34 protein-coding genes are annotated in these 26522 nt (G+C 59.3%); 16 read left to right on the top strand and 18 right to left on the bottom strand.

Going from position 1 to position 26522, the window contains the following annotated elements; genetic code table 11:
• Positions 1-16: 16 nt before the first annotated feature.
• A complete protein-coding gene (locus AC097W_RS09235; RefSeq protein ID WP_479602212.1) occupies positions 17-442 on the bottom strand; it encodes a DUF6691 family protein in 426 nt (141 codons plus the stop codon).
• Positions 442-912 (bottom strand): YeeE/YedE family protein, encoded by a 471-nt coding sequence (locus AC097W_RS09230; RefSeq protein WP_479602211.1) that lies wholly within the window; start codon positions 910-912, stop codon positions 442-444. The genes AC097W_RS09235 and AC097W_RS09230 overlap by 1 nt, the downstream gene beginning before the upstream one ends.
• A 113-nt stretch (positions 913-1025) precedes the next feature.
• Here AC097W_RS09230 and AC097W_RS09225 point away from each other — a divergent pair, with 113 nt between their 5' ends.
• Complete coding sequence (locus AC097W_RS09225; RefSeq protein ID WP_479602210.1) at positions 1026-1811, top strand: enoyl-CoA hydratase; 786 nt, start codon at positions 1026-1028, stop codon at positions 1809-1811.
• A gap of 5 nt (positions 1812-1816) precedes the next feature.
• On the opposite strand, the gene AC097W_RS09220 is transcribed toward AC097W_RS09225, so the two are convergent.
• Positions 1817-2098 (bottom strand): DUF4389 domain-containing protein, encoded by a 282-nt coding sequence (locus AC097W_RS09220; RefSeq protein WP_479602209.1) that lies wholly within the window; start codon positions 2096-2098, stop codon positions 1817-1819.
• 67 nt (positions 2099-2165) lie between these two features.
• Between AC097W_RS09220 and AC097W_RS09215 the strand changes: the two genes are divergently transcribed.
• On the top strand, positions 2166-2420 hold the full coding sequence (locus AC097W_RS09215) for a hypothetical protein (protein WP_479602208.1): 255 nt from the start codon (positions 2166-2168) through the stop codon (positions 2418-2420).
• A 29-nt stretch (positions 2421-2449) separates the two neighbouring features.
• On the opposite strand, the gene AC097W_RS09210 is transcribed toward AC097W_RS09215, so the two are convergent.
• From AC097W_RS09210 to AC097W_RS09195, 4 genes are read right to left on the bottom strand one after another with little or no spacing between them, the layout of a single operon-like run.
• A complete protein-coding gene (locus tag AC097W_RS09210; protein WP_479602207.1) occupies positions 2450-2596 on the bottom strand; it encodes a lmo0937 family membrane protein in 147 nt (48 codons plus the stop codon).
• A 15-nt stretch (positions 2597-2611) separates the two neighbouring features.
• A complete protein-coding gene (locus AC097W_RS09205) occupies positions 2612-3190 on the bottom strand; it encodes an outer membrane lipoprotein (RefSeq protein WP_479602206.1) in 579 nt (192 codons plus the stop codon).
• A gap of 10 nt (positions 3191-3200) precedes the next feature.
• On the bottom strand, positions 3201-3416 hold the full coding sequence (locus AC097W_RS09200; protein ID WP_479602205.1) for a glycine zipper 2TM domain-containing protein: 216 nt from the start codon (positions 3414-3416) through the stop codon (positions 3201-3203).
• A gap of 35 nt (positions 3417-3451) precedes the next feature.
• The gene (locus AC097W_RS09195; protein WP_479602204.1) at positions 3452-3763 is read right to left on the bottom strand and encodes a BON domain-containing protein; all 312 of its coding nucleotides are present in this window, start codon (positions 3761-3763) and stop codon (positions 3452-3454) included.
• Between the two features lie 78 nt (positions 3764-3841).
• On the opposite strand from AC097W_RS09195, the gene AC097W_RS09190 reads away from it, so the two are divergent.
• The 4 genes from AC097W_RS09190 to AC097W_RS09175 are packed head-to-tail and all read left to right on the top strand — an operon-like array spanning position 3842 to position 5751.
• Complete coding sequence (locus tag AC097W_RS09190) at positions 3842-4567, top strand: hypothetical protein (RefSeq protein ID WP_479602203.1); 726 nt, start codon at positions 3842-3844, stop codon at positions 4565-4567.
• A 32-nt stretch (positions 4568-4599) separates the two neighbouring features.
• Positions 4600-4929, top strand: a complete 330-nt coding sequence (locus AC097W_RS09185) for a hypothetical protein (protein ID WP_479602202.1) — start codon at positions 4600-4602, stop codon at positions 4927-4929.
• 19 nt (positions 4930-4948) lie between these two features.
• A complete protein-coding gene (locus tag AC097W_RS09180) occupies positions 4949-5386 on the top strand; it encodes a phage holin family protein (RefSeq protein WP_479602201.1) in 438 nt (145 codons plus the stop codon).
• Complete coding sequence (locus tag AC097W_RS09175; RefSeq protein ID WP_479602200.1) at positions 5383-5751, top strand: hypothetical protein; 369 nt, start codon at positions 5383-5385, stop codon at positions 5749-5751. Before AC097W_RS09180 ends, AC097W_RS09175 begins: the two co-directional genes overlap by 4 nt.
• Here AC097W_RS09175 and AC097W_RS09170 read toward each other — a convergent pair.
• The 4 genes from AC097W_RS09170 to AC097W_RS09155 form a co-directional block, all read right to left on the bottom strand.
• Positions 5748-6479, bottom strand: coding sequence for a Crp/Fnr family transcriptional regulator (locus tag AC097W_RS09170; RefSeq protein WP_479602199.1), 732 nt, complete (start codon positions 6477-6479; stop codon positions 5748-5750). The two genes, AC097W_RS09175 and AC097W_RS09170, sit on opposite strands and share 4 nt — an antisense overlap.
• Before the next feature lie 23 nt (positions 6480-6502).
• Positions 6503-7327: a response regulator gene (locus tag AC097W_RS09165; protein WP_479602198.1), complete on the bottom strand. Its 825-nt coding sequence runs from the start codon at positions 7325-7327 to the stop codon at positions 6503-6505.
• A 142-nt stretch (positions 7328-7469) separates the two neighbouring features.
• Entirely contained in the window at positions 7470-8855 is a 1386-nt protein-coding gene (cls, locus tag AC097W_RS09160; RefSeq protein WP_479602197.1) for a cardiolipin synthase, read from the bottom strand.
• Positions 8856-8917: 62 nt separating this feature from the next.
• Positions 8918-9616 carry an OmpA family protein gene (locus AC097W_RS09155; RefSeq protein WP_479602196.1) on the bottom strand — a complete coding sequence of 233 codons (699 nt, stop codon included), beginning with the start codon at positions 9614-9616 and terminating at the stop codon, positions 8918-8920.
• A 208-nt stretch (positions 9617-9824) separates the two neighbouring features.
• Between AC097W_RS09155 and AC097W_RS09150 the strand changes: the two genes are divergently transcribed.
• Genes AC097W_RS09150 through AC097W_RS09135 form a run of 4 tightly spaced genes read left to right on the top strand, consistent with a single transcriptional unit; the run spans position 9825 to position 12205 of the window.
• On the top strand, positions 9825-10820 hold the full coding sequence (locus AC097W_RS09150; RefSeq protein WP_479602195.1) for an aldo/keto reductase: 996 nt from the start codon (positions 9825-9827) through the stop codon (positions 10818-10820).
• 6 nt (positions 10821-10826) lie between these two features.
• Positions 10827-11201, top strand: coding sequence for a translation initiation factor Sui1 (locus AC097W_RS09145; RefSeq protein ID WP_479602194.1), 375 nt, complete (start codon positions 10827-10829; stop codon positions 11199-11201).
• A 30-nt stretch (positions 11202-11231) separates the two neighbouring features.
• On the top strand, positions 11232-11756 hold the full coding sequence (locus tag AC097W_RS09140) for an NYN domain-containing protein (RefSeq protein WP_479602193.1): 525 nt from the start codon (positions 11232-11234) through the stop codon (positions 11754-11756).
• On the top strand, positions 11753-12205 hold the full coding sequence (locus AC097W_RS09135) for a DUF2721 domain-containing protein (RefSeq protein WP_479602192.1): 453 nt from the start codon (positions 11753-11755) through the stop codon (positions 12203-12205). The genes AC097W_RS09140 and AC097W_RS09135 overlap by 4 nt, the downstream gene beginning before the upstream one ends.
• Before the next feature lie 14 nt (positions 12206-12219).
• Here the strand turns inward: AC097W_RS09135 and AC097W_RS09130 are convergent, their stop codons facing one another.
• Both AC097W_RS09130 and AC097W_RS09125 read right to left on the bottom strand, forming a co-directional pair.
• Positions 12220-13200: an LLM class flavin-dependent oxidoreductase gene (locus tag AC097W_RS09130; RefSeq protein WP_479602191.1), complete on the bottom strand. Its 981-nt coding sequence runs from the start codon at positions 13198-13200 to the stop codon at positions 12220-12222.
• A 6-nt stretch (positions 13201-13206) separates the two neighbouring features.
• Positions 13207-13806, bottom strand: a complete 600-nt coding sequence (locus AC097W_RS09125) for a 3'-5' exonuclease (RefSeq protein ID WP_479602190.1) — start codon at positions 13804-13806, stop codon at positions 13207-13209.
• A 56-nt stretch (positions 13807-13862) separates the two neighbouring features.
• On the opposite strand from AC097W_RS09125, the gene AC097W_RS09120 reads away from it, so the two are divergent.
• A complete protein-coding gene (locus AC097W_RS09120) occupies positions 13863-14213 on the top strand; it encodes a DUF6172 family protein (RefSeq protein WP_479602189.1) in 351 nt (116 codons plus the stop codon).
• Positions 14214-14250: 37 nt separating this feature from the next.
• On the opposite strand, the gene AC097W_RS09115 is transcribed toward AC097W_RS09120, so the two are convergent.
• Positions 14251-15507 (bottom strand): DEAD/DEAH box helicase, encoded by a 1257-nt coding sequence (locus tag AC097W_RS09115; protein WP_479602188.1) that lies wholly within the window; start codon positions 15505-15507, stop codon positions 14251-14253.
• Between the two features lie 20 nt (positions 15508-15527).
• Positions 15528-16295: an HDOD domain-containing protein gene (locus tag AC097W_RS09110; RefSeq protein ID WP_479602187.1), complete on the bottom strand. Its 768-nt coding sequence runs from the start codon at positions 16293-16295 to the stop codon at positions 15528-15530.
• Between the two features lie 175 nt (positions 16296-16470).
• Here AC097W_RS09110 and AC097W_RS09105 point away from each other — a divergent pair, with 175 nt between their 5' ends.
• From AC097W_RS09105 to AC097W_RS09095, 3 genes are read left to right on the top strand one after another with little or no spacing between them, the layout of a single operon-like run.
• Positions 16471-17196 carry an AsmA family protein gene (locus tag AC097W_RS09105; RefSeq protein WP_479602186.1) on the top strand — a complete coding sequence of 242 codons (726 nt, stop codon included), beginning with the start codon at positions 16471-16473 and terminating at the stop codon, positions 17194-17196.
• A gap of 26 nt (positions 17197-17222) precedes the next feature.
• Positions 17223-17873 (top strand): DsbA family oxidoreductase, encoded by a 651-nt coding sequence (locus AC097W_RS09100; RefSeq protein ID WP_479602185.1) that lies wholly within the window; start codon positions 17223-17225, stop codon positions 17871-17873.
• A complete protein-coding gene (locus AC097W_RS09095) occupies positions 17874-19457 on the top strand; it encodes an alkaline phosphatase D family protein (protein ID WP_479602184.1) in 1584 nt (527 codons plus the stop codon).
• A gap of 8 nt (positions 19458-19465) precedes the next feature.
• On the opposite strand, the gene serB is transcribed toward AC097W_RS09095, so the two are convergent.
• A complete protein-coding gene (gene serB, locus AC097W_RS09090; RefSeq protein ID WP_479602183.1) occupies positions 19466-20200 on the bottom strand; it encodes a phosphoserine phosphatase SerB in 735 nt (244 codons plus the stop codon).
• A 72-nt stretch (positions 20201-20272) separates the two neighbouring features.
• Positions 20273-23800 (bottom strand): transcription-repair coupling factor, encoded by a 3528-nt coding sequence (gene mfd, locus AC097W_RS09085; protein ID WP_479602182.1) that lies wholly within the window; start codon positions 23798-23800, stop codon positions 20273-20275.
• A gap of 96 nt (positions 23801-23896) precedes the next feature.
• On the opposite strand from mfd, the gene ispD reads away from it, so the two are divergent.
• Positions 23897-24634, top strand: coding sequence for a 2-C-methyl-D-erythritol 4-phosphate cytidylyltransferase (ispD, locus tag AC097W_RS09080; protein ID WP_479602181.1), 738 nt, complete (start codon positions 23897-23899; stop codon positions 24632-24634).
• Positions 24631-25128 carry a 2-C-methyl-D-erythritol 2,4-cyclodiphosphate synthase gene (gene ispF, locus AC097W_RS09075; protein WP_479602180.1) on the top strand — a complete coding sequence of 166 codons (498 nt, stop codon included), beginning with the start codon at positions 24631-24633 and terminating at the stop codon, positions 25126-25128. Before ispD ends, ispF begins: the two co-directional genes overlap by 4 nt.
• Here ispF and AC097W_RS09070 read toward each other — a convergent pair.
• A complete protein-coding gene (locus AC097W_RS09070; RefSeq protein WP_479602179.1) occupies positions 25100-26509 on the bottom strand; it encodes a sensor histidine kinase in 1410 nt (469 codons plus the stop codon). The genes ispF and AC097W_RS09070 overlap by 29 nt on opposite strands.
• Positions 26510-26522: the final 13 nt, after the last annotated feature.

Genomic DNA, 26522 nt, shown 5'->3' with positions numbered 1-26522 from the left:
GATTTAAAGTATTTTTCTAAGCCCCGTTTGTCTTGCGATCCTTCAGCCAACCCTGCGCGTAAGCGCCTACAGCAATACCTGCCAAGGCCACCACGAGCGACCAGTTTCCAGTGCCCAAACCGGCAATGGCCGGGCCGGGACACACTCCGCACAGGCCCCAGCCGATACCAAAAATGGCCGCGCCGACCACGGTATCGCGGTCCAGCGCGGACGGCCGCACCGCAAAATGGTCTCCCAGCGCAGGACGGCCCAGCAGTCGGGGCGCCAATTGATACACCAGCACGGTGACGCAGACGGCCCCGCCCATCACCAGCATCAGCCCAAAGTCCTGAAAACGCAGGAAGCTCAGTACCACCTCAGGCGACACCATGCTGGAGACTGCCAGCCCAAAGCCAAACAGGATACCGCTGACAACCACAGCAAGAAATTTGGAAAAAGACATTAGCGGCCTCCCATCCACAGCACCACATTGGCGGTAATAAAACCGGTAGCCATGAAGGTCAGCACCGCCATCAGTGAGGGCCATTGCAGCGAGCTCAGGCCGCAGATGCCATGACCCGATGTGCACCCATTCGACTGCCGCGCACCAAAGCCCACCAGCAATCCGCCAGTGCCCAGTTGCCACAGGGGTATGCCCGTACGCAGTCCGCCGGCAGGCCCGATCCAGATCCACCAGATGGCGGCGCCCAGCACCAACCCGAGTGCGAAAACCAGTCGCCAGACACGCGTTTCAACAAACCGGCCCTGTTGAAAAAACGGCCGGCGGGACACGTAGGACCAAGTGCTGGTAAAGACCGTGCTCATGCCACCCACCCAGCCGGTCAGAATAAATAAAAGACTTACCCCGGCTCCGATCAACAGTCCCCCGGTCAGGTAATGCTCCCACCCCAGTGGAAAAAGCGACAACATCATGCAGTCTCCCGTGCTTTTTGCAAAAGCCGCAAGCATAGCGCCTGGCGCGCCACATCAAATGCCGACAAAGGGTGCCAGTAAGATGACAGGGAACTAACTGTTGAGAGCTGGCCATGAATTCCAAACCCGAGCAACTGATTCTCATCAACCGCGATTCCCCTGGGGTGGTCACCCTCACGCTCAACCGCCCTGATGCGTTCAATGCGCTGTCTGTAGCCATGCTCACCGCATTGCAGAGCGCGCTGGATGCGGTTGCCGCGGACGAATCAGTGCGTGTGGTGGTTCTGGCGGCTTCAGGCAAGGCGTTTTGTGCAGGCCATGACCTCAAGGAAATGCGCGCTGCGCCCTCGTTGGGCTACTACCAGGGTTTGTTTGACCAATGTGGGCGCGTCATGCTGGCGATCCAGCGTCTGCCAGTGCCCGTGATTGCGCGGGTGCAAGGAATTGCGACTGCGGCAGGTTGCCAGTTGGTGGCGATGTGTGATCTGGCGGTAGCCGTCAGCACTGCAAAATTTGCAGTGAGTGGGGTCAACCTGGGCCTTTTCTGTTCCACACCCAGCGTGGCACTGTCGCGCAATCTCGGCCGCAAGGCCGCGTTCGAAATGCTGGTGACGGGCGAGTTTATTGACGCACAGCAGGCCCTGGCGAAAGGGTTGGTCAACCGCGTGGCTGAACCCTCCGCGCTGGACGCGGAAATCGCCCGTCTGGTGGACAGCATTCTGGCCAAGCCACGCGTGGCGGTAGCAATGGGTAAAGCCTTGTTCTACCGTCAACTGGAAGAGGGTATTGAAGTGGCCTATCAGGACGCCACACAGACCATGGCCTGCAATATGATGGACGAATCAGCCCTGGAAGGCGTGCAGGCCTTTATTGAAAAGCGACAACCCGACTGGCGTTGAAAAGATCAGCTGGACGATGGCCAGTCGCTGAACGGGAAGGGGACCCCTTCCGTGTCAAAGCTCACAAAGCCGGCAATCTGCCGCAGATAGCTGCCAACAGCCCTGCCCATATGGGTCAAGCGCGCGTTGGGCGCATCGCTGACCAGTGCCAGAATCCATTGCACGACTGCGATCAGTCCCAGAAGTGTGGCGGCCAACTGAAAGGCCATCGCCATCAGGATCATCATCAAGGCGCGCATCCAGATGCTGCGTTTGTCTTGTGGAGGTGTTTCGGGCGTATCGGCCATGGGGTGCTCCTGATTGGGGGTTCAGGCCCTATGCTAGCGTCTTTGATCTTTTGAGATTGTCGAATCCATGGCTGAAAAAGCATTTACCACTGCGGACTACAAACTCTTTCCCTCACCGCGCAACCTGCACGCCGAGGTTTTTGTGCACCAGGTCTTCGTGCCATACCCCTACACGCTGATTGATTTGCCCAGCTTCTACTTCAAGGGAAAGGCAAGTCTTTTTGCGGCCTGCCGGATGGCGGACATGAAGATGGGGCAACTGGTGACGTTTGATCAGGAAATTGATCTGGCCAAGTTCAATGACCGGTTTGTACCGGATTGAATCGGCCGTGCTGCCTCGCGATCAGTTTTCTACAAGCCTCTGCCGCTGATGAGTCGCAGCAGGATCATGATGACGGCAATCACCAGCAGCACGTGGACAAAGCCGCCCATAGTGGTGGAGGTAACCAGGCCCAGAAGCCACAAAATGATAAGAACGACGGCAATGGTGTATAGCATGATGTTTCCTCTGAGTTAGTTTGATTGGAGAGAACCTGAAACCAGTTTGATCGGGTCTCCGGCACGCCATGCGGGCAGTGCCGACTGATGAATCACACGGGTTGATCCATCATTCATGCGGATCGTGATGTCATAGCCCGTGGTAGCGCGTGCCCGCTTTTCAATCTCGTTGCCCGCCATGACGCCGCCTACAGCGCCGATCACGGTAGCAATGTCCTTACCCTGTCCTCCGCCCACCTGGTTGCCCAAGAGGCCACCCACGACCGCGCCGCCAGCAGCACCCAAACCGGTTCCTTCACCTTTGGTACTCACCTGTTGCACGGACTCAACCCGGCCGCAGTCCGGGCACTTCACCGTTTTGGGCTGCGTTGGTAAGGCGATCGGTTTCTTGGTGGCGTTGTTGACCGCCGTGGTGCGCGACTCCGCTGCGTTGGGTCTTTCGGGTACGGTGAAGTCCGTATCTTGCACAGAGCGGCCCATGGAGTTGGGTATCCAGCCCATGAAGGCCGCGATACCCGTGGCGCAGAACAGCGTGATCGCTATGCCTGCGACCCACATGAGCGACTGGGGAAATTTGCTGATGTGGGTATTCATAACAATGTGATTATTTTTTGATCTGATTGCCAATGATGCCGCCAACTGCAGCGCCGCCAACGGTTCCTACCGTGCTACCGCCTGTCAGAACGGAGCCGCCGATGGCTCCCACGCCAGCGCCGATAGCCGTGTTTTGGTCCCGCGCAGACATTCCTGCACAGGCGCCGAGTGTGAGCAAGGCAGTTACAGCCAACGAGCTGACGGCTAATTTTTTGAGTGTTTGCATATCAAATCCTTGATTTAAAAAATGGAGTTACGTGCTTATTTCAGACGCATGTCGTTCTTGACAGAGGTGACGCCCGTGACTGCTTGCGTTACGGCGACAGCCTTGTTGATATCGCCTTGCGAACTCACGAAGCCACTGAGTTGAACGCGGCCTTTGAACGTCTCGACGTTGATTTCGGCTGACTTCAGTGTGGGCTCATTGAAGATGGCTGCCTTCACCTTGGCGGTGATGGCGCTGTCGTCCACATATTGACCGGTGCTCTCCTGCTTGGCAGTGGATGCGCATCCCACCATAGCGGTCATGGCAAGGGCTGCAAGCAGTACGGAAATGTGTTTGATTTGGCTCATGTTTACTTCTCCTGGTTGATGTAAAGCTGAAGATTAATCGCTTGCGCACATGCCCTCTGTGCGCGGGCGCACACAGATTTGATATTTCTCAAAAAAACAAATATTTTTGTGTGCGGTGGCATACAGACCTGGGAAAGGCCTGCAATTATTCTTGCCGCAGGGCGCCGAAACAATACGACGGCGCTCTATTCAATCGTCCTTTTGCAATTACAGGAGTTAGTTATGAACAAGTTCACACTCACCACACTATCCGCCGCCTTCCTTATTCTTGTTGGGACCAGTGCCATGGCTGCAACTCCCACCAAGGCAGAGTACAAAGCGTCGAAAACGGAAATTTCAGCAAAGTACAAGGCCGACAAGGACGCCTGCAAGTCACAGAGCGGCAATGCAAAAGATATTTGCGTTGAAGAGGCTAAAGGACAGGAAAAAGTTGCCATGGCCGAACTGGAAGAAAACTACAGCCCCTCGGCTAAACACAGCTATGCCGTGCGCCTTGCCAAAGCAGACGCAGCTTACGCCGTCGCCAAGGAAAAATGTGATGACGCAGTTGGCAATGCCAAGGACGTTTGCCGCAAGGAAGCCAAAAGTGCTTATGTAACGGCCAAGGCGGACGCCAAGGTCGTGGAAAAAACTTCTGAAGCCAACACTACAGCGCGCGAAAAGACCACCGAGGTCCGCAAGGACGCCGCCACTGACAAGCGTGACGCAGCTTACGCCGTAGCCAAGGAAAAATGCGATGCGATGGCGGGTGATGCCAAGACCAACTGCCTCAACGAAGCCAAAGCCACATTCGGCAAAAAGTAAATCGTCTGTCTCCCGACAGATAAAGGAAAAAAATGACTGAAGTCAACGATATGAGCAATGCCGTGGCCCGCACACTGGACCATGCGGCTGCAAGCGTCCACAACGCGGTCGACAGAACAACCGACGCAGCGCGACCAGCGGTTGACCACCTGGTTGACGGTGTCCATCAAGCGGTGGACAAGCTTGTGGGAGCGGCCAATATGGCGACTAAAACACTGGATGCCAAAGGCGAGCAATTGGCCTTGGCGCAGTCTCGCTTGACCAAGACTTGCCGCACCTATGTGCAGGAAAAACCACTCACGTCGCTCGGTATCGCAGTTGCGTCGGGTTTCCTGCTGAGTTGGGCACTGCGCCAACGCTAGTGTTTCAGGCGCAATGGGCATGACATCCTCCGGTGCGCCACAACCCGACACGGAGTCGTCCGCCCAAGAGGCGGTGGATCCGGTCGGTTTGATGGACACGGCCGATGCCCTTTGGGGCGACCTGCGGGGCATCGTGCAGGACCACGTGCAACTGCTTGCACTGGAGGCGCAGCGCGCAGGAGAAAGCCTCGCCCACATACTGGCATATAGTTTGGTGATTGGGGTTCTTCTTCTGAGTACTTGGCTGGCCCTGTCGGGTGCATTGGTGTTCTGGCTGATTGGCTACGGGCTGGCGCCAGGCGCTGCACTCTTGCTTTTTGCACTATTCAACGTGGTGGGGATGGCCTCTCTGGTCGTCGCTATACGCCGAAGAAGCCGGCTTCTTCGTTTTCCCGCAACGCAGCGCAGCCTTCAGGCGGGCCGCAGCGCGGATTTTCCCAAGGACCATGCGTCATGACAAATGCCGGGAAATCGCCGCAAGCCAGTCAATCTGGCTCACTTGAGCATCAAATTGATGTGACAGAGCGGCGTTTGGCGTTGCGCTATTGCGAATCAACTGCCCATGCTGCGGCGCTGAAGACGGGCGTTCGAAAAAAACTAAGCTCGCCGATGGCCCTGCTATTGGCGACAGGAGTTGGTTTTGCTTTGGGGCAGATCACGGCCAAGCGCGAGAAAAAACCAGTAACGGGACCATCGGAAATCGCTGCCAATCGATTTTTTACTCCGACCGGGCTGCTGCAGATGGTGTCCCTGGCGGGATCCGTGATGGCCCTATGGACACGGTATCAGAGCGACAAAACTGAAGTCCGACCACCGCGCTAATCGCGGCCTTGGCTACTCTGCGCGCTTGGCAGCAGTCGGCTGAATTCCTTCTTGACCACGCCGTAGCATTCGCAGGTTCTCTTCTCGAGCCCGGCGCGGTCCAGCACCGAGATATGACCCCGGCGGTAGCGAATATAGCCCGCCAACTGCAGCTTGCCCGCAGCCTCGGTAACGCCTTCACGGCGCACGCCCAGCATGCTGGCAACCAGCTCCTGCGTCATGACCAGTTCCCCTGAAGGGATGCGATCCAGCGTGACCAGTAACCACCGCGACAGTTGTTGCTCGACGGAGTGGTACCGGTTGCAGACGGCGGTCTGGCCCATTTGGGTCATTAGCGCTTGGGTGTACCGCAGCAGCAGGTGATTCAGGGCTTCCAAACGATCAAACTCCTGCTTCAACACGCTTCGATTGAGGCGGTAGGCGTGGCCTGCCGTTTGCACCACGGCTGAACTGGGTGTGGTGTCACCGCCCATCAGCAGTGTGACGCCCACCAGGCCTTCGTGGCCTACGCCAGCAATTTCCGATGCTGCACCGGATTCGGTGACGTATTGCAGGGACACGATGGCGGTGGTGGGAAAGTAAGCGTGGCGCAGGGGCCCACCTGGCTCATACAGGACTTCACCCAGTGACATTGCCACCAGTTCGAGTTGCGGAACCAGCCGCTCGAAATCCTCCGCTGGCAGAGCGGCAAGGAGATGATTCTGGTTTGGATTGTGGGGCAAGGACATCAGTGGCTTCAGGGATGCGGCCGTTATTTCAGTGCGATCAGTTCGACACCGATTCCGCGGTAGCCCACGAAGCGGCTGGACTGGTTGAACATGGGCTCCCCGCTGACCCGAAACTCTTGCCTGGAGCCATCGGCATTGACGCGACTGAAAACATAGTCAAGAAAGGGCTCGCGCGCGGCAATGCGTGCCTGCAATGCCTTGCGTTCAGTTTCGTTCCAGCCCGCTTTCGGGGTGTCATTAGGCTGCTCTGCCGTGGTGTCCACGCGAATGCCCAGCATTTCCAGAACAGGTCCGGATACTTTGGTAAAGTGTCCAGCCTCGTCCTGCTCCCAGTACCAGTCGGAAGCCAGTTCGGTCAGACTGCGGTAGCGCGCTTCACTTTCCCGCAACTCAGCCGTGCGCTCCTGAACGGTCTGCTCCAGTTCCTTGTTGAACTTCTCCAGCTTGCGGTACAGAAGCCGTACTTCCAGCATATTGCGGATGCGCGTTTTGGCTTCGATCAGGTCAAACGGCTTGCTGATAAAGTCTTTCGCCCCTGCCTGCAGTGCGCGCAGTTTGTGGCCGGGTTCGGCGGTGATGACCAGCACGGGAACGTAGGTGTCCGTGTTCTGGGCCTTGAGCCCTTCCATCACCTCAAAACCGTCCATGCCAGGCATTTGCAGATCGAGCAAAATCAGGTCGTAATGATTCTTGGCATGGAGTCCACAGACCTCCCGTGGATTCATGGTCGATGTCACATGATCAAAACCCACTTCCTGCAGCATTTGCTCCAGCAGGGTGATGTTTACAGCCTGGTCATCCACGATAAGAATGCTGGCGGCGAGGATTTCGTTTTCCGAGATTGTCATTTTGATACCTGTTTGCATTGGGGGGAGTGGCGCGGTGCGGCGCTCCCGTTTGGTTTGAAGGCAATCGGGTGTCTGGTCTGACCATAACACCCATTCCCCGGATTTCCTTGTGCATTTGCACCAGCAGTGGTGATGAAGGGCTTCAAAGCAGTCGCCCCAATAGTCGGGCTGCTCCTTCTTTGAACCGGAACAGCAGTGGTCTTGTATTCCATGTCTCGCGGTCTATTTTTTCGGACGCGCTTGCGTCTTTTTCGAAAGACGTCTGCATTTGCCGCGCAAACTCAGGTCCCAAAATAACCGCATTGATTTCATCGTTGTCGAGCGCGCTGCGCCAGTCCAGATTGCTGGATCCCACGCAAGACCACACGCCGTCCACAATGGCTGTTTTTACATGCAGCAAGGCGCCGCTGCGCTCGAATATCTTCACGCCGCCCTCCAGTAACTGGGAGTAGTACGAACGACCGGCGTGGAACGTGAAGGCCGAGTCTGATTGACTCGGAAGGATCAGGCGCACATCGACTCCTCTGCCTGCAGCGTCCAGCAAGGCCCTGATGAGTTGCGGATCCGGAACAAAGTAGGCGTTGGTGATGTACACCTGTTTTTCGGCGTTCGTGATCGCGGATATCAGGGTCAGGTATATCAGGCTGTAGGGATCGTCTGGCGTGCTGCCTATTGCACGCACCAACTCCTTGCCCTGCGGGGATATTGCGGGAAAGTAGGTTTTCTCCGCAAGCGCTCTGCCATTTTGTTTCGTCCAGGTGTCAATGAAAAGTTTCTGGAAGTCAGCAACTACCGGACCGTCAATCTGGATGTCGGTGTCGCGCCACCCGCGTGTGGTGTCCAGTGATTCCTTGCTTCGCTTGAACGAAGACCCACTCGAATAAACACTACTGATATTGATGCCACCGAGAAACGCCGTCTGGCCATCTACCAGGAGCAGCTTGCGGTGATCCCTGTGGTTAATGTCCCAGGCTTTTTTTGCCACCAGCGGGTTCATCGGGTTGAATTCGAGAACGTGGATACCGGCTTGGGTCAGCCGGTCGAAATAGCTTTGGGGCGTGCCAAATGCTCCCACGCTGTCATACATCAGGTTGACCTGGACGCCTTCTGCCTGGCGCTCAATCAGCAAATCCGCAAACTGTTGCCCGACCTCACCGTCTTCGATGATGTAGGACTCCACATTGATGTGGTCTCTGGCCTTGCGAATGGCTGCGAACATCGCCTGGTACGTCGCCGGTCCATCCTGCAGCAGGGTCACCCTGTTGCCCGCAACAAGCGGGCTGCCAACGATGGTCTGCTCCAGTGCCACTTGCTTGTCCAGGATGTCGAGGTCTCCAGCCTGGCGCTTGAGCTGCGCGATGATCTCCGCACTTCGACTCTTCGAAAGAGGCCCCTGCGCGTTTTCAATCCGTGCAGCCTGCAGGGTGTAGCGGTCGGTCAGGAACTGGGTGTCCGGCAACGCCGCACAGCCCGTCCCCATGGTGAGAAAGATAACCGCTACAGCACGGGTGGCAATATGGGAAGTCATCTCTTGAAGGCCCGCCGCCAAGTTTGCCGCATGGCGCTGTTTGTGGCGGGACTGGGCTCGATTTACTGCGTTCCAGCGGCCGCTTTGGTGCCCGTCATTTCGACGTCAACACGGCGATCGGGCTGCAGGCAAGCGATAACTTTCACGCTTTGCGCACCGCGGCACTCACCTGATTTGGTGACGGGTTCGGTTTCGCCTTTGCCCTGTGCATCAATTCGGCCAGCCTGGACATTTTTGCCCACCAGATAGTCTTTTACAGACTGCGCACGACGCTCGGAGAGCTTTTGGTTATAGGCATTGCTACCCAGGCGGTCCGTATGGCCGGTGGCGAGAATCGTGTCGTAGGTCGTACCTTTCAGTTGCTGCACCAAACCGTCCAGCATGGTTTGACCTTCTGGCTTGAGAACCGACTTGTCGAATGCGAACAGTGCATCGCCCGAGAAGCTGATCTTCTGCTTCATGGGTGCTACAGCGACTGGTGCAGGCGCCACAACAGGCGCCGCAGCGACCACTTCGGCTGGCTTTGGCGCCGGCACGATGGTGGCAACCTGCTTGATGACTGCGTCGCAAGGCTCTGCGGCACGTGCGGGCGTCCAGTCACCGGTATGCCAGCATTGACCGCTTGCATTGGTCACAAATCCGCCTTGTTGGTCAAGCAGGTAGCCCTGGTTCTTGGTGTCTTGTATTTGGGCGGTGGCCGTCAGTGGCAAAAGTGCGGCGGCGACCATGGCCGCGATCAGTAGTGCAGAAATCTTGTTCATGTTGTAGCTTCTCAAGTGAAATTGATGCCGAGAAAATTCTCGTTGGAGCAAGAATAAGGACTCGTTCACGTAAAGTCTGTTCGCTGGCGCACGCAGGTTAACCAATGCCAGGTTCTGGGGGCATCACTGCTTGCTATTCTTTTAATAGCAGCTTGCGTAATGAATACGGGGGCTAAAGCCCTGTTTGGCTTAAATTATGGAGATGCGTATGCAATATCGACGTCTGGGGAAAAGTAATCTGCAAGTCTCGGCGCTGTGTCTGGGCACCATGATGTTTGGCGACCAGACCGGACGCGACGAGGCGTCCGCCATCGTGGCCGATGCGCACGCGCGGGGCGTGAACTTCATCGACACGGCGGATGTCTATACCAAGGGGGCGTCCGAGACTCTGGTGGGTGAGTTGATCCGGGCCCAGCGACACGATTGGGTGCTCGCCACCAAGCTGGGCAACCCCATGTCGGATCGGGTGAACGAGGGGCATTACTCCCGCACCTGGATGTTGCGGGAGGTGGAGGCATCCCTGCGCAGGTTGCAGACCGACCATGTGGACATCCTGTACCTGCACCGCGATTACAACGGTATGAATCTGGAGGAGCCGCTGCAGGCGCTGGCGGCCATGCTTCAGGGCGGCAAGATCCGTTATTGGGGTGTCAGCAACTTCCGGGGCTGGCGCATTGCCGAGATGGTGCGTCTGGCGGAGCAATTGGGTATGCCTGGACCGGTCGTGTGCCAACCCTATTACAACCTGCTCAATCGCATGCCCGAGGTCGAGGTGTTGCCCGCCTGCGCCCACTATGGGATTGGCGTTGTGCCCTACAGCCCGGTGGCGCGCGGCGTACTCACCGGCAAATACCCGCCGGGCCAACCTGCCTCCGAGGGCACACGCGCGGGCCGTGCCGACAAGCGCATGGCGGAGACCGAGTTTCGCGAAGAATCGCTTGTGATTGCACAAAGGCTCAAGGTCCATGCAGAGGGCCAGGGAATCACCCTCGCGCAGTTCGCCACGGCCTGGGTGATGGCCAATCCGGTGGTTAGTTCGGTGATTGCCGGGCCACGCACGCTCCAGCAATGGCAGGATTACGCGCCAGCGCTGGAATACGCCGTGACCGTGGAAGACGAGGCCCTGGTGGATTCGTTCGTCAAACCCGGACACCCCTCCACACCGGGGTATACAGACCCTGCTTATCCATTGAACGGACGGTAAATGGTCATGAAGGCAAAATCCTCGGGCCTGTCGTCGTTAAGCGGGCTGGTGTATTCCACTGACACGGGGCGCATGTGCCCCGACTGTCGCCAGCCAGTGGCCCAGTGCATCTGCAAGGCGAAATCTGCAGTGCCCGCGGGCGATGGCGTTGTGCGGGTCTCACGCGAAACCAAGGGCCGGGGTGGCAAGGCCGTAACCCTGGTTAAAGGGGTGGCACTGGACCCTACGGCACTTGTGGAACTGGGCAAAAAACTCAAGGCTGCCTGTGGCAGTGGCGGCACAGTCAAAGACGGTGTGATTGAGGTGCAAGGTGATCACTGTGACCGCATTGTGGAGGTGCTGAAGGCGCAGGGTTTCACCGTGAAACGCGCGGGCGGGTGACGCGGTGACAGAGTGAGAGACACTACGTGTATGAGTGAAAACAAAGACAAACTAGGCGTCGCCCTGTATTGGGACTTCGAGAACCTGCACGCCGCCCTGTGCGAGGCGCGTTCAGAAGGCTCCTACAGCACACCCGACAACCGATTCAAGGTGCAGGAGCCTTTGGTCAATGTTCAGGGCATCGCTGATCTGGCTGCTTCCCTGGGGCCTCTTGCCATCAACCGGGCGTATTGCAATTGGCAGTATTTTGGCCGTTACCGCGATGCACTGTTGCACAACGCCATGGAGCTCATTCAGCTGTTTCCACCGGGTGGATCCGCCAAGAATGGCGCCGATATCCGTTTGTGTCTGGACGCACTGGAAGACCTGAGCCACCACGGGCACATTGGCACCGTGGTGATTGTGGGTGGCGACAGTGATTTCATGCCTGCAGCACAGAAGATCAAGGCGGCTGGGTGCCGTGTGGTGGGGGTCGGTGCACGCAAGACGACCAATGCGCACTGGGCGAGCAGTTGCCACAGCTTTCACTACTACGAAGATTTGATTGCAACATGATTTTTACACTCGATGCCAACGCCGTGACCCACGGCATTCAGCTCGCCGTGGCGCCCGTTTTCCTGCTCACGGCCGTGTCGGGAATGATTGGCGCCATTGCCGGGCGACTGGCGCGCATCATTGACCGGGCGCGTCTGGTGGAAGACCGTGCCCGCGGATCCACTGACCGCGAATTTCTGGCCCGCGCCTATACCGAATTGGCCGAACTGCGGATGCGCGGGCGCTTGGCCAATGGAGGCATTGCGCTGCTGACCTTGTGTTCTTTTTTGATTGGGCTCACCATCATCGTGCTGTTCGTGGGCGAGACCACCGGGTTTGAGATCAGCCGGTGGGCTGTTGGCGGATTTTTGGCTGGGGTTGGCTGCTTTTTGCTGGCGCTGCTGTGCTTTTTGATTGAAACCGTCATTGCCACACGGCTGCTGAACTTCCGCATGCCGAGCCAGCTCTGATCCTGTCGAATCCCTTACCGGATGGCGCCCGCGGTGAGTTCATACGAGCGTTTGCGCGCTGCGTGATCGAACATTTGCGAGGTGATCATCAATTCATCTGCACCCGTGCGCGCAATAAAGTCGTGCAAGCCTTTGCGAATGGCGGCAGGTGCGCCGATGGCAGTGCATGACAACACACTGTCGAGCAAGGCGCGTTCGGCAGGCCCCACCTGTTCTGCGTAACCCGGTTTGGGCGGCGGCAGTTTGGCCGGGCGTCCGCTGCGCAGGTTAACAAACGCCTGCTGCATGGACGTGGCAAGAATGTGGGCCTGTTCGTCGGAATCTGCCGCAAAAACGTTGAACCCCAGCATTACATAGGGCTTCGCCAGTTGTGCCGACGGTTTGAAAGTGGTGCGGTATAGCTCGACGGCCTGCATCATTTGCGCCGGTGCAAAGTGTGAGGCGAAGGCGTAGGGCAGGCCGAGCATGGCGGCCAATTGGGCACCAAACAGGCTGGACCCCAGTATCCAGACGGGTACTTTCAGCCCAGTACCCGGCACGGCACGCACACTTTGGCGCGGCTGGTCGGACATGAAATCCATCAGTTCCACCACATCGCGCGGAAACTCGTCGGCCTCAGACGACAGGTTGCGGCGCAGCGCACGGGCGGTGATTTGGTCCGAACCTGGTGCGCGGCCCAAGCCCAGATCGATGCGACCGGGGTAGAGCGACTCCAGCGTGCCAAACTGCTCGGCGATCACCAGCGGCGAATGGTTGGGCAGCATGATGCCGCCTGCACCTACCCGGATGGTCTGGGTGCCGCCCGCCACATGGCCGATCAGAATGGCGGTGGCCGCACTGGCAATGCCGGGCATGCCATGGTGTTCGGCCAGCCAGTAGCGGTTGAACCCCAGTGTCTCTGCATGTTGCGCCAGATCCAGGGTGTTGCGAAACGACTGCGCGGCATCGCTGCCTTCGGTGATGGGAGAGAGGTCCAATACGGATAAGGGGATCATGTTCATTCAACCGGTTATTTTCAGTGCGTGAAACACGCGAATGGCGGCATACGCGTCATTGGCAGCATAGACAAGCTGTGCCTCCGTCAGACGGGGGTTTGCCCAGTTGGAGGTGGCTGCCTTCTTGGATTTGATGAAGCGCTTCTCAAACAGCACCGCGACGGCGCCTTTGACGCCCATGTCCTTGCGGTAGCCGCGCTCCCGAAAAATGGTGTTGAGCTCCAGCACGTCAGCAGGTTCGACGCCCAGTTTGCTGATGATGCGTTTGCGGTCATCGCCCAAGCCAAAACCCGCTTTGGTCAGCCCTTTGAGAGCCAGCAGGTCTGCCACCATGGCGCTGCACTGCACATCATGCAACTGAAACACCCAGGCCCTGTCGACCGTTGCCAATTGCACGATGTGTGGGCCCTCGGACACCTGATCCTTGAAAAAAGTGGGTTTCGACTCGGTATCGAACCCCAAAACCTTCACTGTGCCCAGTTCGGCACAGGCTTTATGGGCCTGCTCAGGGGTGGATACCAGCACAATGCGGTCAAGTCCCAGGCGGTCAAACGGGTCGAGCAGGGCGATTTGCTCCTTGCTGGGAGTCTCTTGGGTAGTGTGCATAAGAATCGAGTGTGCAGGAAAAACCGCTTCCATCAGCTAGCGCCGATAATCACCCCATGAAAAAAACATTCAAACTCACCATCGAAGGTAAAAATCGCGACCGCATTCTGGAGGCGGTGAAGCACGAGATCCGCAAGTACGTCAAGCGTGAACGCCGCCGTGATCTGCCGGAAGGCGTCGATTTCTGGGACTTTGACTGCAAATTTGGCAAGACCGAAGAAACCGCTGTGGTGGTGCACTTCGCGACGCTCACCAGCCTGATCGACGCGGTGGTCGCTGAAGCAGGTGAGCAGTTTTACGTCGAAATCCTGGCCAAGCATGGCGTGCGCCAGCCGAGGTCTGAAGCCAATTCGGACCGGGTGACCTCGGGTGAGGTCGCTGGTAATTTTCTTGACGACGATTCCTGATCAGCCAACCTTGTCAAAGCGGCTTTACTAAAGGCCATTAAAGGCCTTGCGCCGCGGCCCTGAGCTTGTCTTTCTTGCTGGGGCGCTTGCCTTTGATGCCGCCGTTATCCGGTGCCACCTGTGGCTTGATGGGCGTGGCGGTCTCAACCGGCTCAAAACCCGGTATCTGTTCCAGCGGCAAGCTCACGCCCTGGCGTTTCTCTATCAGCCGGAAATGGGACTCTGTATCCGCACTCACAAAGCTCACGGCCAGACCGGTTTCGCCTGCGCGGCCTGTGCGGCCGATGCGGTGCACATAGTCCACCGCGGACCGGGGAAGGTCGTAGTTCACCACCACCGGGAGCTTGGCAATATCGATCCCACGTGATGCCAGGTCAGTCGTCACCACCACTTCCCACTGTTCATCCTTGAACTCGGACAGGACCTGCTTGCGCGCGCCCTGGCTCAGTTCGCCGTGGAAGGCAGTGGCAAAAACGCCTGCTTTGTACAGTTTTTCGGCAATCATTTCCGCCGAGTATTTGGTCGCTACAAACACCAGCACGCGCTTCCATCCCTGGTCTTTGATCAGGTGACGCAGCAACTGCGTGCGCCGCTTGGGGTCTACCTGAATGGCGCGCTGTTCTATAACGGGCTCATTGACTTCAGTGGCCGCGATTTCTACCCGCACCGGGTCGCGTAGCAGGCTGGCTGCGAGTGCCTGCACTTCCGGCGGAAAGGTGGCCGAGAAAAACAGGTTTTGCCGCTTCGGAGGCAGCATCGACAGGATGCGGGTCAATTCTTCGGTAAAACCCATATCCAGCAGGCGGTCGGCCTCGTCCAGTACCAGCAGGCGCACCGTGGACAGCTGGACCGCCCCTTGACTGACCAGATCGAGCAGGCGACCGGGGGTGGCGATGAGCACGTCAGCGCCGCCCCGCAGCGCCAGCATTTGTGGGTTGATGGACACTCCCCCAAATACGGTATTGACTTTGAGGCGTTGTGGCAGCGCCTTTGCAATACCGGCTATGACTTCGCCCACTTGTGCCGCCAATTCGCGCGTAGGCACCAGAACGAGGGCGCGAATTCCCCGGGGTGCCTGCTGCCGGTCTTCAGAAGCAGATTCAAGTAGCCGCTGAAGCAAGGGCAGAGCAAACGCCGCCGTTTTCCCCGAACCGGTTTGCGCAGAGCCCAGTACGTCCGCTCCGCGCAAAATGGCGGGAATGGCTTCGATCTGGACCGGCGTGGGCGTCGAGAAACCGAGCTCACTGGCTGCATGGGCGAGGGCGTTGGAAAGTCCGAGAGATAAGAAGGGCATGGATTAACGGTTTGTGGGCCTTAGCCCATCAGCATGGAAATGTCGCTGAACGATTCAGCGTGCGGCATACGTGTTTTCAGTGTATCCAGGTCGAGCCCCAGTGTCTGCACCACGGCAGCCGGAAGCTCATCCAGCGTTTGAGGCGTGACTGATTCGACTTCTGATAGCAATGCGGCCAGATGCGCTACGGCACCCAGCCGGGAAAATTCGGCAGCAACCATGGGTTGCGAACTGGCGTTAAGGGCCTGTGCCACTTCTGCAGGGAAATCCCAACGGCGAGCCAATTCTGCTGTGATCTGGCATTCATCAAAACCGGTTAGGCCGCGTTCACGACGCCAGCGTTCGCCTGGGGCGGATGGCCGACGCTCAATCTGATCGAGTAGTTCGGGGCTGCGCTGCGCAATGACCAGTTCACCGAGGCGCAGCATCATTCCGGTCAGCCATGCTTGCTGCTCATCCAGCGCAAGGGTTCCAGCCAGCCACTTCGCGTAGCCCGCACAAACCATGCTGCTGCGCCAAAATTCAAGTCTGCTCAGGGTGGGGGGGAATCGGAACGCATTGGCGATGCAGATCGACAGGGCGCGAACACGGATCTGTGACATGCCCACTACACTGACTGCACTGTCGAGCGAACTGACGCTACGAGAAAGCCCAAACAGGGCGCTGTTCGCGATGCGCAGAAGGCTGGCGGTGAGCGCCGGGTCTTTCGCAATGACATGGGTCACGGTTGTGACGTCCGCTTCCGGATCATTCAGCGTTCGAATGAGCGCCTGTGCAACCTCGGGCATGACCGGCAATTTGACTGCGTGAAAAAAATGTGCAAGGTCCGCCATACTGCCCTGGATGATACTGTTGTTGTAGTCGGGGTATTTTGCAGCGAAATCTGTCCGGATGAATCGATTTCACAACTAATACGGGCGTCCATTGGGTTCATGGTCCTTCAGGTCAGAAAGCGCGGGTGAAATGATGTGGATAGCCCTGATGGTGGTGGTCCTGCTTTTGGCTGGTGGAGTCTGGTGGCTTCACCAGTCGCTTGGTTCGGTTCTGGCGTCCTCTGTCCGTGAATATGGGCCCCAGGTTCTGGACGTCACAGTCAAACTGGGAAAAGTCGTTATTCACCCTGCATTGGGACTGGCGACCATCAGCGCATTGCGGCTGGGTAACCCCAAGGGCTTTCGCACCAAAGAAGCACTCGCTGTTGCGATGATCAGCTTGAAACTCGATGTTGCCTCATTGGCAAAACCGGTGATCGTTGTTCACGAAATTTGCCTGAAGCAAGCAGATATCACTTACGAATATGCGTCCGATGGGAGTAATCTGGAAGTCATCCAGCGCTATGTGGAGGCCTATATCGCCGGCACGACTGGGAGAAAAAAGCCGGTCAACCAGCCGGGATCAGAGAAAAAGCTGATCATTGACGACCTTCACATTCGGGGTGGCCGCGTCAAGTTGAGTGCGGAGATGCTCAAGGGCAGGGCGCTATCCGTAACGCTACCGGATATTCACTTGACGGACCTTGGCAAAGCGGTTGGCGGGGCCACCCCGGCCGAGGTGGCCAGGCAAGTCTCGACAGCCATTACCCAAAGCACCCGTCAAGCCGTGGCACCCTTCAACATCGGCGGCGCGGTGGTAGACGCCGCACGCGGGATGGCTGCAGCGGCAGAAGCGGTCAAAGGTCTGTTCAAATAGTTCACCCTCTGAAGCGAGAAATGCATATGAAAAAACACCTGAAAATCGACTTTGTATCTGACGTCTCCTGCCCCTGGTGCGCCGTGGGTCTGGCATCCCTGCAAACTGCGCTGGAGCGCGTGGCAGGGCAGGTGGAGGTGGAGATGACTTTTCAACCCTTCGAGTTGAATCCGCAGATGGCTCCTGAAGGGGAAGACACCACCGAGCACCTGGCGAAGAAATACGGCTCCACGCCGGAACAGGCGGCAGCGATTCGCGAGACCATTCGTGCCCGCGGTGCAGAACTGGGTTTCACCTTCAACCTGGACAAGCGCTCCCGCATCTACAACACGTTTGATGCCCACCGACTTTTGCACTGGGCGCACCTTGAAAGTGCCGAACGACAGCTTGCGCTGAAAAAGGCCTTGCTCAAGGCCTATTTCACGGACGGAGAAGACCCCAGCGATCACGCGGTTCTGGTACGCGTGGCGGGTGAGGTGGGGCTGGATCGGGTTCAGGCCAAGGCCATTCTGGACAGCGACACTTTTGCCGCCGAGGTGCGGGAGCAGGAGCAGTTTTTCCTGCAGCAGGGCATTCATTCGGTGCCCGCAGTCGTCATCAATGGCCGCCACCTGATTTCTGGTGGGCAGCCACCGGAGGTGTTCGAGCAGGCGTTGCTGCAACTAGCGGCCGCCTGAGTGGACCGTCGCCAGCTACTGCTCCTGGCTTCGTCTGCGGCCAGCACTTTGTGGGTGCCGCGCAGCGCATGGAGCCAGCCGCGCCTGGCGAGCAACCCCTTTACCCTGGGTGTGGCCAGCGGCTCGCCCACCCATGATTCGGTCGTGTTGTGGACCCGCCTGGAGCTGGCCAGCTTGCTGGGCGGCACAAGCACAGGCCCGGATGCGATCACCGTGCGCTGGGAAATCGCGCACGACGTTCAGTTCAAACGTATCGTCCAGAGTGGTCAGACCCGCGCAACGGCGTCATTGGGGCATTCGGTGCATGTTGAGGCGGTGGGTCTGGAGCCGGACCGCTGGTACCACTACCGCTTCATGCTGGCCGATGCGGTGAGCCCGGTGGGACGCACCCGCACTTTCCCGGCTCCCGGTGCGGACGTGGCCCGGCTGCGCTTGGGATACGCCTCCTGCCAGCGCTGGGAGCATGGCTACTACAGCGCCTGGCGCCACATGCAGGACGAACAGCTGGACGCGGTGATGTTTCTGGGTGACTACATCTACGAATACCCGGGTGCGCTCATGGCCGTGCGCAGCGTAACCGGCGGTTGGGTGACGACGCTGGATGATTACCGCGCCCGCTACGCGCTGCACAAAAGCGACGCTGATTTGCAGGCCATGCACGCGGCCTGCCCCTGGCTGGTGACGTGGGATGACCACGAAGTGCAAAACGATTACGCGGGCACCACGGCGGGAGACAGCGGCTTGTGGCCTGTCGCGGATTTTGGCGCGCGCCGTGCTGCCGCCTACCAGGCGTATTACGAGAACATGCCCCTGCGCGCCAGTGGTTTGACCCGCGCATTGGGTGGCGTCGTCAGCGCTGCCCATTTCGCTGCCGACATGCGCATCTATGGCCGTGTGTCCTACGGCAAGCTGGCAACGCTGTACCTGCTGGACGACCGCCAATACCGCGATGCGCAGGCATGCAGCCCCGGTGGCAAGTTGGGTGGCGGCGCAGTGAACCCCGCCCGCTGCGAGCCATGGAACGACCCACAGCGCACCCTGCTGGGCACCGCGCAAGAGCAATGGGTGGACCGGGCGTTTAGCGAGGGTAGCGGGGGCTGGAACGTGGTGGGCCAGCAAACCGTGTTCGGTCAGCGTGACTTCAAGCCCGGCCCCGGACAGTCTCTCTCCAACGATGGGTGGGACGGCTACGCGCCCGCACGTTCGCGCTTCGTCGGGTCCATGCAGCGCCACCAACTGGCCAACCCGGTATTGCTGGGTGGTGACGTGCATGCCAACTGGGTGGGCCATGTGAAGGCTGACTATGCGCGCCCGGACAGTGCGACCGTGGGTGTTGAGTTTTGCGGCACCAGCATCACGTCGCGTGCGGGCAGCAACGACAAGCTGCCTGAACGGCTGGCCGAGAACCCGCATTTTGTATTTGCCGAGAGTGAGCACCGGGGATATGGCGTGGTGGAGTTCACGCCCAAACAGCTCACCACCACGCTGCGGGTGGTCGATGACGTAACCCAGCGTGATGCCAAGATTTCCACACTGGCACGCTTTACCGTGGCAGCCGGAACGTCGCGGATTGAGACCGCCTGAGCAGTTGTCTAAGGCCTGACGACTTCGAGCAACCGGTCCAGCCCGCCACTCTGAATCGCCACCATCGCCTGCTCGCGCACCTTGGGTTTTGCGTGATAGGCCACTGACAAGCCCGCAGCCGCCATCATGGGCAGGTCGTTGGCACCGTCGCCCATGGCAATCGTCTGGCGCATGGAAATGCCCATCAGCGAGGCTACTTCGAGCAGCGTGCGGCGCTTCTCGGCGCCGTCACAAATATCGCCCCAGCTCTGGTCGACCATGCGACCCGTCAACACGCCGCAGTTGGGGCCGCTCTCAATCTCCAGCGCGTTGGAGCGCGCAAAGTCAATGCCAAGGCGCTCGCGAACGCGGTCTGCAAAGTAGGTAAAGCCCCCTGATACCAGTAATACCTTCAGTCCTGCCGCCTTGCAAGCCGCCACCAGCGCGGCGGCACCGGGATTGAGTTGCAGGCGCTGGGCGTACACCGCTTCCATATCGGCCACGGTCACGCCCTTGAGCAGCGCCACGCGCCGGCGCAGGCTTTCCTTGAAATCGGCAATCTCGCCGCGCATGGTGGCTTCGGTAATAGCCGCCACCTCGGCCTTGCGGCCTGCGGCGTCGGCAATTTCGTCCACGCACTCAATGTTGATGAGGGTGGAGTCCATATCAAACGCAATGAGCTTGAAATCGCTCAGCCTCAGGTTCGGCTGGACGTTTTGGATCACCAGACCAGGGGCTATTTCTTGGGCAGAGAGAGTCGTCATTTGCTATAAAAATAGTAGCTGCTTACGCAATGGTTACGTGGGCTAGATGGTTAAACGGTAGTCAAAGGGGGTTCAAGCCGCCGGTGCCGCAGCCACCACTGGCTGACCCAGAGATTTCAAAATATCCCGCACCATCTGCGCCCGGTCACGGGCCTCGGGTAGTTCGCGCTCGATCCGGAGCTTCTCGTTGCCGGCCAGCTTGATGTGCTTGTGCTTCTGGATCAGGGCGATGATCTTCATGGAGTCAATCGGCGGGTTCTTCTGGAAGGTGATGGTAATCACACCCGGCGCTGCATCCACCTTGACCACACCATAGGGCTTGGCCAGCACACGCAGGCGGTGCACGTCGATCAGCGTTTGCGCCTGAGGGGGCAGCTTGCCAAAGCGATCCACGATTTCTTCCAGTAAATTGTCTACCTGTTCGGTTGTCTTGGCGGTCGCTAGCTTCTTGTAGAAGCTCAGGCGCAGGTGCACATCTCCACAGTAGTCATCGGGCAGCAGCGCCGGGGCGTGCAGGTTGATCTCGGTGGTCACGCTCAAGGGGCTCAACAGGTCGGGCTCAATACCGGCCTTGAGGCAGCGCACCGCCTCGGACAGCATCTCGTTGTAGAGCTGAAAGCCCACTTCCAGCATGTTGCCACTCTGGTTTTCGCCCAGCACCTCACCGGCACCGCGAATTTCCAGATCGTGCATCGCCAGGTAGAAGCCGCTGCCCAGTTCTTCCATGGCCTGAATGGCATCCAGGCGTTGGCTGGCCTGCTTGGTCAGACCTTCCAGATCAGGCACCATCAAATAGGCATAGGCCTGGTGGTGGCTACGCCCCACACGGCCGCGCAACTGGTGCAACTGCGCCAGACCGAACTTGTCGGCGCGGCTCATGACGATGGTGTTGGCGGTAGGTACGTCAATGCCGGTTTCGATGATGGTGGAGCACAGCAGCAGGTTGTAGCGCTGGGCCACAAAGTCGCGCATCACGGCTTCCAGCTGGCGCTCGGGCATCTGGCCGTGGGCCACGGCAATGCGGGCTTCGGGCAGCAGTTCTTCCAGCTTGGCGCGGCGGTTTTCAATCGTCTCCACCTCGTTGTGCAAAAAGTAGACCTGGCCGCCGCGCTTGAGTTCGCGCAGCACGGCTTCGCGGATGACGCCGTTGCCCTCGGTGCGCACAAAAGTCTTGATGGCAAGGCGGCGCTGCGGGGCTGTGGCAATCACGCTCAGATCGCGCAGGCCTTCCAGCGCCATGCCCATGGTGCGGGGAATAGGGGTGGCGGTCATGGTGAGCACGTCCACCTCGGCCCGCAGGGCCTTCATGGCCTCCTTATGGCGCACGCCAAAGCGGTGCTCTTCGTCGATGATGAGCAGACCCAGGTTCTTGAAATGTGTGTCCTGGCTGAGCAGCTTGTGAGTGCCTACCACAATGTCCACCGTGCCATCGGCCACGCCCTTGAGGGCCGCGGTGATCTCTTTTCCCGAGCGAAAGCGGCTCATCTCGGCAATCTTGACGGGCCATTTCGCGAAACGGTCGGTCAGCGTCTGGAAATGCTGCTCGGCCAACAGCGTAGTGGGCGCCAAGATGGCCACCTGCTTGCCGCCGGTCACGGCGATGAAGGCGGCACGCAGGGCCACTTCGGTCTTGCCAAAGCCCACGTCGCCACAAATCAGGCGGTCCATCGGGCGCGGGCTGATCATGTCCTGAATCACGGCATGGATGGCGGCGCTCTGGTCGGGCGTCTCGTCAAAGCCGAAATCGTTGGCAAAGGTTTCGTAGTCGCTGGGTGAATAGCGGAAGGCATGGCCTTCGCGGGCGGCGCGGCGGGCGTAAATGTTCAACAGCTCGGCCGCGCTGTCGCGCACCTGTTCGGCGGCGCGGCGCTTGGCTTTGTCCCATTGGCCCGAGCCCAGCTTGTGCAGAGGTGCCTCGTCGGCGCTCACGCCGGTGTAGCGGCTGATCAGCTGCAGCTGGCTCACGGGTACATACAGCGTGGCCTTGTCCGCGTATTCGAGGTGCAAAAACTCCTGCATCTCGGGGTCACCATTGGCCAGTTTGTTACCCAGGTCCAGATTGATCAAACCCCGGTAGCGGCCAATGCCGTGGGCGGAGTGCACCACGGGGTCGCCCACATTGAGCTCGCTCAGGTCCTTGATCAGGGCTTCTACGTCGCTGACTTGTTCCTGTTTTTTGCGCCGGCGGGTGGTGGGGCCGGCTACAAAAAGTTCGGTTTCGGTGACCAGGTCAATAGCGTGCTCTAGCCAGCTAAAGCCCGAGGCCAGCGCGGCGGTGGCAATGCCAAATTTCTCGCTGCTGGTCTGAAAGTCGAGCAGCGAATCGAAAGCCGGCGGATTGATGCCACTGGCCCGCAAAAAATCGAGCAGGCTCTCGCGGCGGCCATCGCTCTCGGCCAGCACCAGAATGCGGTGCTGGGTGTTGCGCGCATGGGTCTTGAGTCGGGCCAGCGGGTCGTCGGTTCCGCGCTCCACCGTGAGCGCGGGCAGACGGGCGATGTCGACGTAGTCGGTTGCAGTGTCAATTGCGGCGGCAGCCTGGTCTGGTGCGGACAACGTTTCAACCCGCACGGGTTTGAGCGCCAGTTGCGCATAGGTGTTGGCGCGGGCAAAGAACTGCTCGGTGCCCAAAAAGAGGCTCTCAGGGGGGAGCACTGGGCGCTCGGGGTCGCCGCGCACCAAGCGGTAGCGGTCTTTGGTGTCCTGCCAGAAGTGCTGAAAGGCGCCCTCCAGATCGCCGTGCAGAACCACGGTGGCGTCCGCGCCCACGTAGTCGAATACGGTCGCGGTTTCTTCAAAAAACAGCGGCAGGTAGTACTCAATGCCGGCCGTCGCTACGCCGTTGCCAATGTCCTTGTAGATGCGGCTCTTGGTGGGGTCGCCCTCCAGCAGTTCGCGCCAGCGGCTGCGAAACTTGGCCCGGGCGTCGTCGTCCATCGGGAATTCACGGCCGGGCAGCAGGCGCACTTCGGGCACCGGGTACAGGCTGCGCTGGCTGTCGGGATCGAAGGTGCGGATGCTGTCGATCTCGTCGTCAAACAAATCCACCCGGTAGGGCACGGCGCTGCCCATGGGAAACAGGTCGATCAAACCGCCGCGCACCGCATATTCTCCGGGGCTCACCACTTGCGTCACGTGGCTGTAGCCCGCCAACGTGAGCTGGGCCTTGAGCTTGGCCTCGTCGAGCTTTTGCTTGACCTTGAACTGGAAGGTGTAGCCCGCCAGGAAACTGGGTGGTGCCAGACGGTACAGCGCCGTGGTGGCCGGCACGATGATGACGTCGGCGCCGGTTTCCTTGTCGCGCTGCGAGATGCGCCACAGCGCGGCCAGCCGTTCGCTGATCAGGTCCTGGTGCGGCGAAAACGTGTCGTAGGGCAGGGTTTCCCAGTCGGGGAATAGCGCGCAGCGAAGGCCAGGGGCGAAAAATGCGATTTCATCGAGCAGTCGCTGAGCGTCGCTGGCATCGGCGGTAATCACCGTCATGGGTTTGCCGCTGGCTTTTTCGCGCTCGCCCAGGCGCGCCAGCAGCATGGCATCGGCAGAACCCGCGGGCCGGGGCAGGGTGAAGCGCTTGCCAACGTGTAGTTTAGGGAGATCCATGGATGGTTTGGGTGCCCGGCAAACCGCTTATCGGGTCGCCGCGGCGGGGGATTGGGTGAAGTGAATGGCTTCGATTTTAGAATGGGGCACACCATCATGACCGACACCCTTCCAAATTCCCACCCTGAAGCCCGTATTTGGGCCCTGATTCCCTGTGCCGGTACCGGCTCCCGCTCGGGTGCAGACGGTCCCAAACAATACCAAAGCGTGGCCGGCCGGCCCATGGTGCTGCACACGCTGGCGGCTTTCGGGTTGGTGCCCCAGCTGGCAGGGGTTCTGGTGGTGGTGACGCAAGGAGACCGGTTCTTTGAATCGGTGGGTGCTACTGTTTTGATAGCTGCTTGCGGAGGTTCTACCAGGGCTAGGAGCGTATTTAATGGTCTAAGTGCGCTGCTGGAGCAAGGTGCAGCCCCCGGTGACTGGGTGATGGTGCATGACGCTGCGCGCTGCCTCATCACCCCGGAACAGATCCGCACCCTGATGGACGCCTGCGTGACGGACGCCGTGGGCGGCTTACTGGCGCTCAAATTGCCCGACACGCTAAAGCGTGAAGTCGGCGGACGCGTGGCCGAGACCGTGGAGCGTGGCGACAAATGGCTGGCCCAGACGCCACAGATGTTTCACATTGACGCACTGATGGCTGCGCTGCAGGCGGCGGGTGACGCGGTGACCGATGAATCCAGTGCGATGGAGTTCGTGGGCAAGCCACCCTTGCTGGTGGAGGGTAGCGCACAGAACTTCAAAGTGACTTATCCGCAGGACTTTGCGCTGGCGCAGTCCGTGTTGCTGGCGCGGGCGCACAGCACCCCATCTATGAAAACAGGGACACCATGAAATTCCGAATTGGCGAAGGTTGGGACATCCATGCCTTGGTGGAAGGGCGCAAACTGATTCTGGGAGGAGTGGAAATTCCCCACAGCAAGGGCCTGCTGGGGCATTCGGATGCAGATGCGTTGTTGCACGCCATTACGGATGCGCTCCTCGGGGCGGCGGCCATGGGCGACATTGGCGCGCATTTTCCCGATACTGACGCCCGGTTCAAGGGCGCTGACTCAACCGTACTGCTGGCCGAAGCCGCGCGCCGGGTGCGCGAAAAAGGCTACGAAATTGGCAATGTGGACAGCACCGTGGTGGCGCAAGCCCCCAAACTGGCGCCGCACATTGCAGCCATGCGCATGCGCATTGCCCAGGTGCTGGGGGTTGACATGGAGCAGGTCAACGTCAAAGCCAAGACGGCCGAAAAAATGGGCCCGGTGGGAGAGGGCCTCGCAATGGAAGCCCGGGCTATCGCGCTGTTGTTCAGGCCTGCGTCGCCCGCTGCAATTTGATGTGCGCGGACAGGCCACCCGAGGTGGCGTTGGTTAACGCAAAAGTCCCGCCCATGCGCTGAATGGTTTTTTCGACAATGGCCAGCCCAAGGCCAGCGCCATTGGCGGCGGTGCGGGCCGCTTCCCCTCGGTAGAACGGCTGGGTGAGGTTGGCCAGTTGCTCTTGTGCCACGCCCAGGCCGTGGTCACGGATCTTGATCAAAACCCATTTGTCGCGGCCAATCGCCTTGATCTCAATTTTGGCGACGCCCGTGTCTGCCGACTTGCCATAGCGGCGGGCGTTCTCCAGCAAGTTGGAGACTATTCTTCCCAACTCCACACGGTCAGCCTTGATCAAAAGGTCTTCTTCCAGCTGAACGTCAATGAGCACGTCACTTTGCTTGCTCAGCGAATAGACGCAGGCCTCAACCACATCGGAAAGAATGACGGAGTCGAGCTTGCCTTTGTCGGGCCGGGCGTAGTCCAGAAATTTGCCAATGATGGCGTCAAGCTGGGCGATGTCGGCTGCCATGTGCTCCCGCGCGTCCAGGTCCGATACGCTCATTTCGGTCTCAAGGCGCAGTCGTGCCAAGGGTGTGCGCAGATCGTGCGAGATGCCCGCCAGCATGACCGCGCGGTCTTGCTCAATCTTGGCAAGCCTTTGTGCCATGCGATTGAACCCAATATTGACCTCGCGAATTTCGCCGGTTATGACGGTTTCATCGAGACGGCTGGCGGCGAAGTCGCCCTCCCGCACGCGGGTGGCTGCGAACGACAACTCCTTCAATGGGCGATTGATCAAGCGTGCAATCAGCGCAGCACCGGCCAGCGACAGTGCCCCCGCAACCGTTAACCAGATAACCCAGGTTCTCCCGCCCGCCGGGTTGAAGCGGTTTTGATCGGTCAACAGCCAGTAGTCGTCTCCGTCGATGATAAAGCCGACCCATAGCCCTGGCTGGGCGTTGACGCTGCTGGCAACCACAGTGCCGGGCCCCAGGCGTGTCGTCAGCTCCAGTGCAACCTGGCGGCTGATGGCATCCGCATTGAAGGGTGTGAATTGATCCGTGGGCTCGCGCGGAACGATGCGCAGGCCTTCTTCGTCCGCCATGGTCTTGAGAAGGGATACGCGGGCAATGGCATCCGCATGAATGAGTGCGGCGCGGCTCAGATTGACCTGGGACGCCAGTTGCTGTGCCGTCTGGATGGCACGGGGCTCGAATTCAAGGGACCGCAGTGTTTGCAGCCAGGCCAATATGCTTCCCAGCAACAGCAGTGCGAGCAGAAAAAAGGTACGCCAAAAAAGACTTAACCCCGAATAGGGCTTGACAGTCCGACCGTGTGCCGTTTTGGTCAGCGGCGCAGGGCTGCTGCTTTCAAAGTCGACCACTCTGGTTTTTGCCACCGGTCCGGACCCT

The sequence above is a fragment of the Rhodoferax sp. GT1R46 genome (genome assembly GCF_056521285.1).
This window is presented reverse-complemented; position numbering and strand designations above follow the sequence as displayed.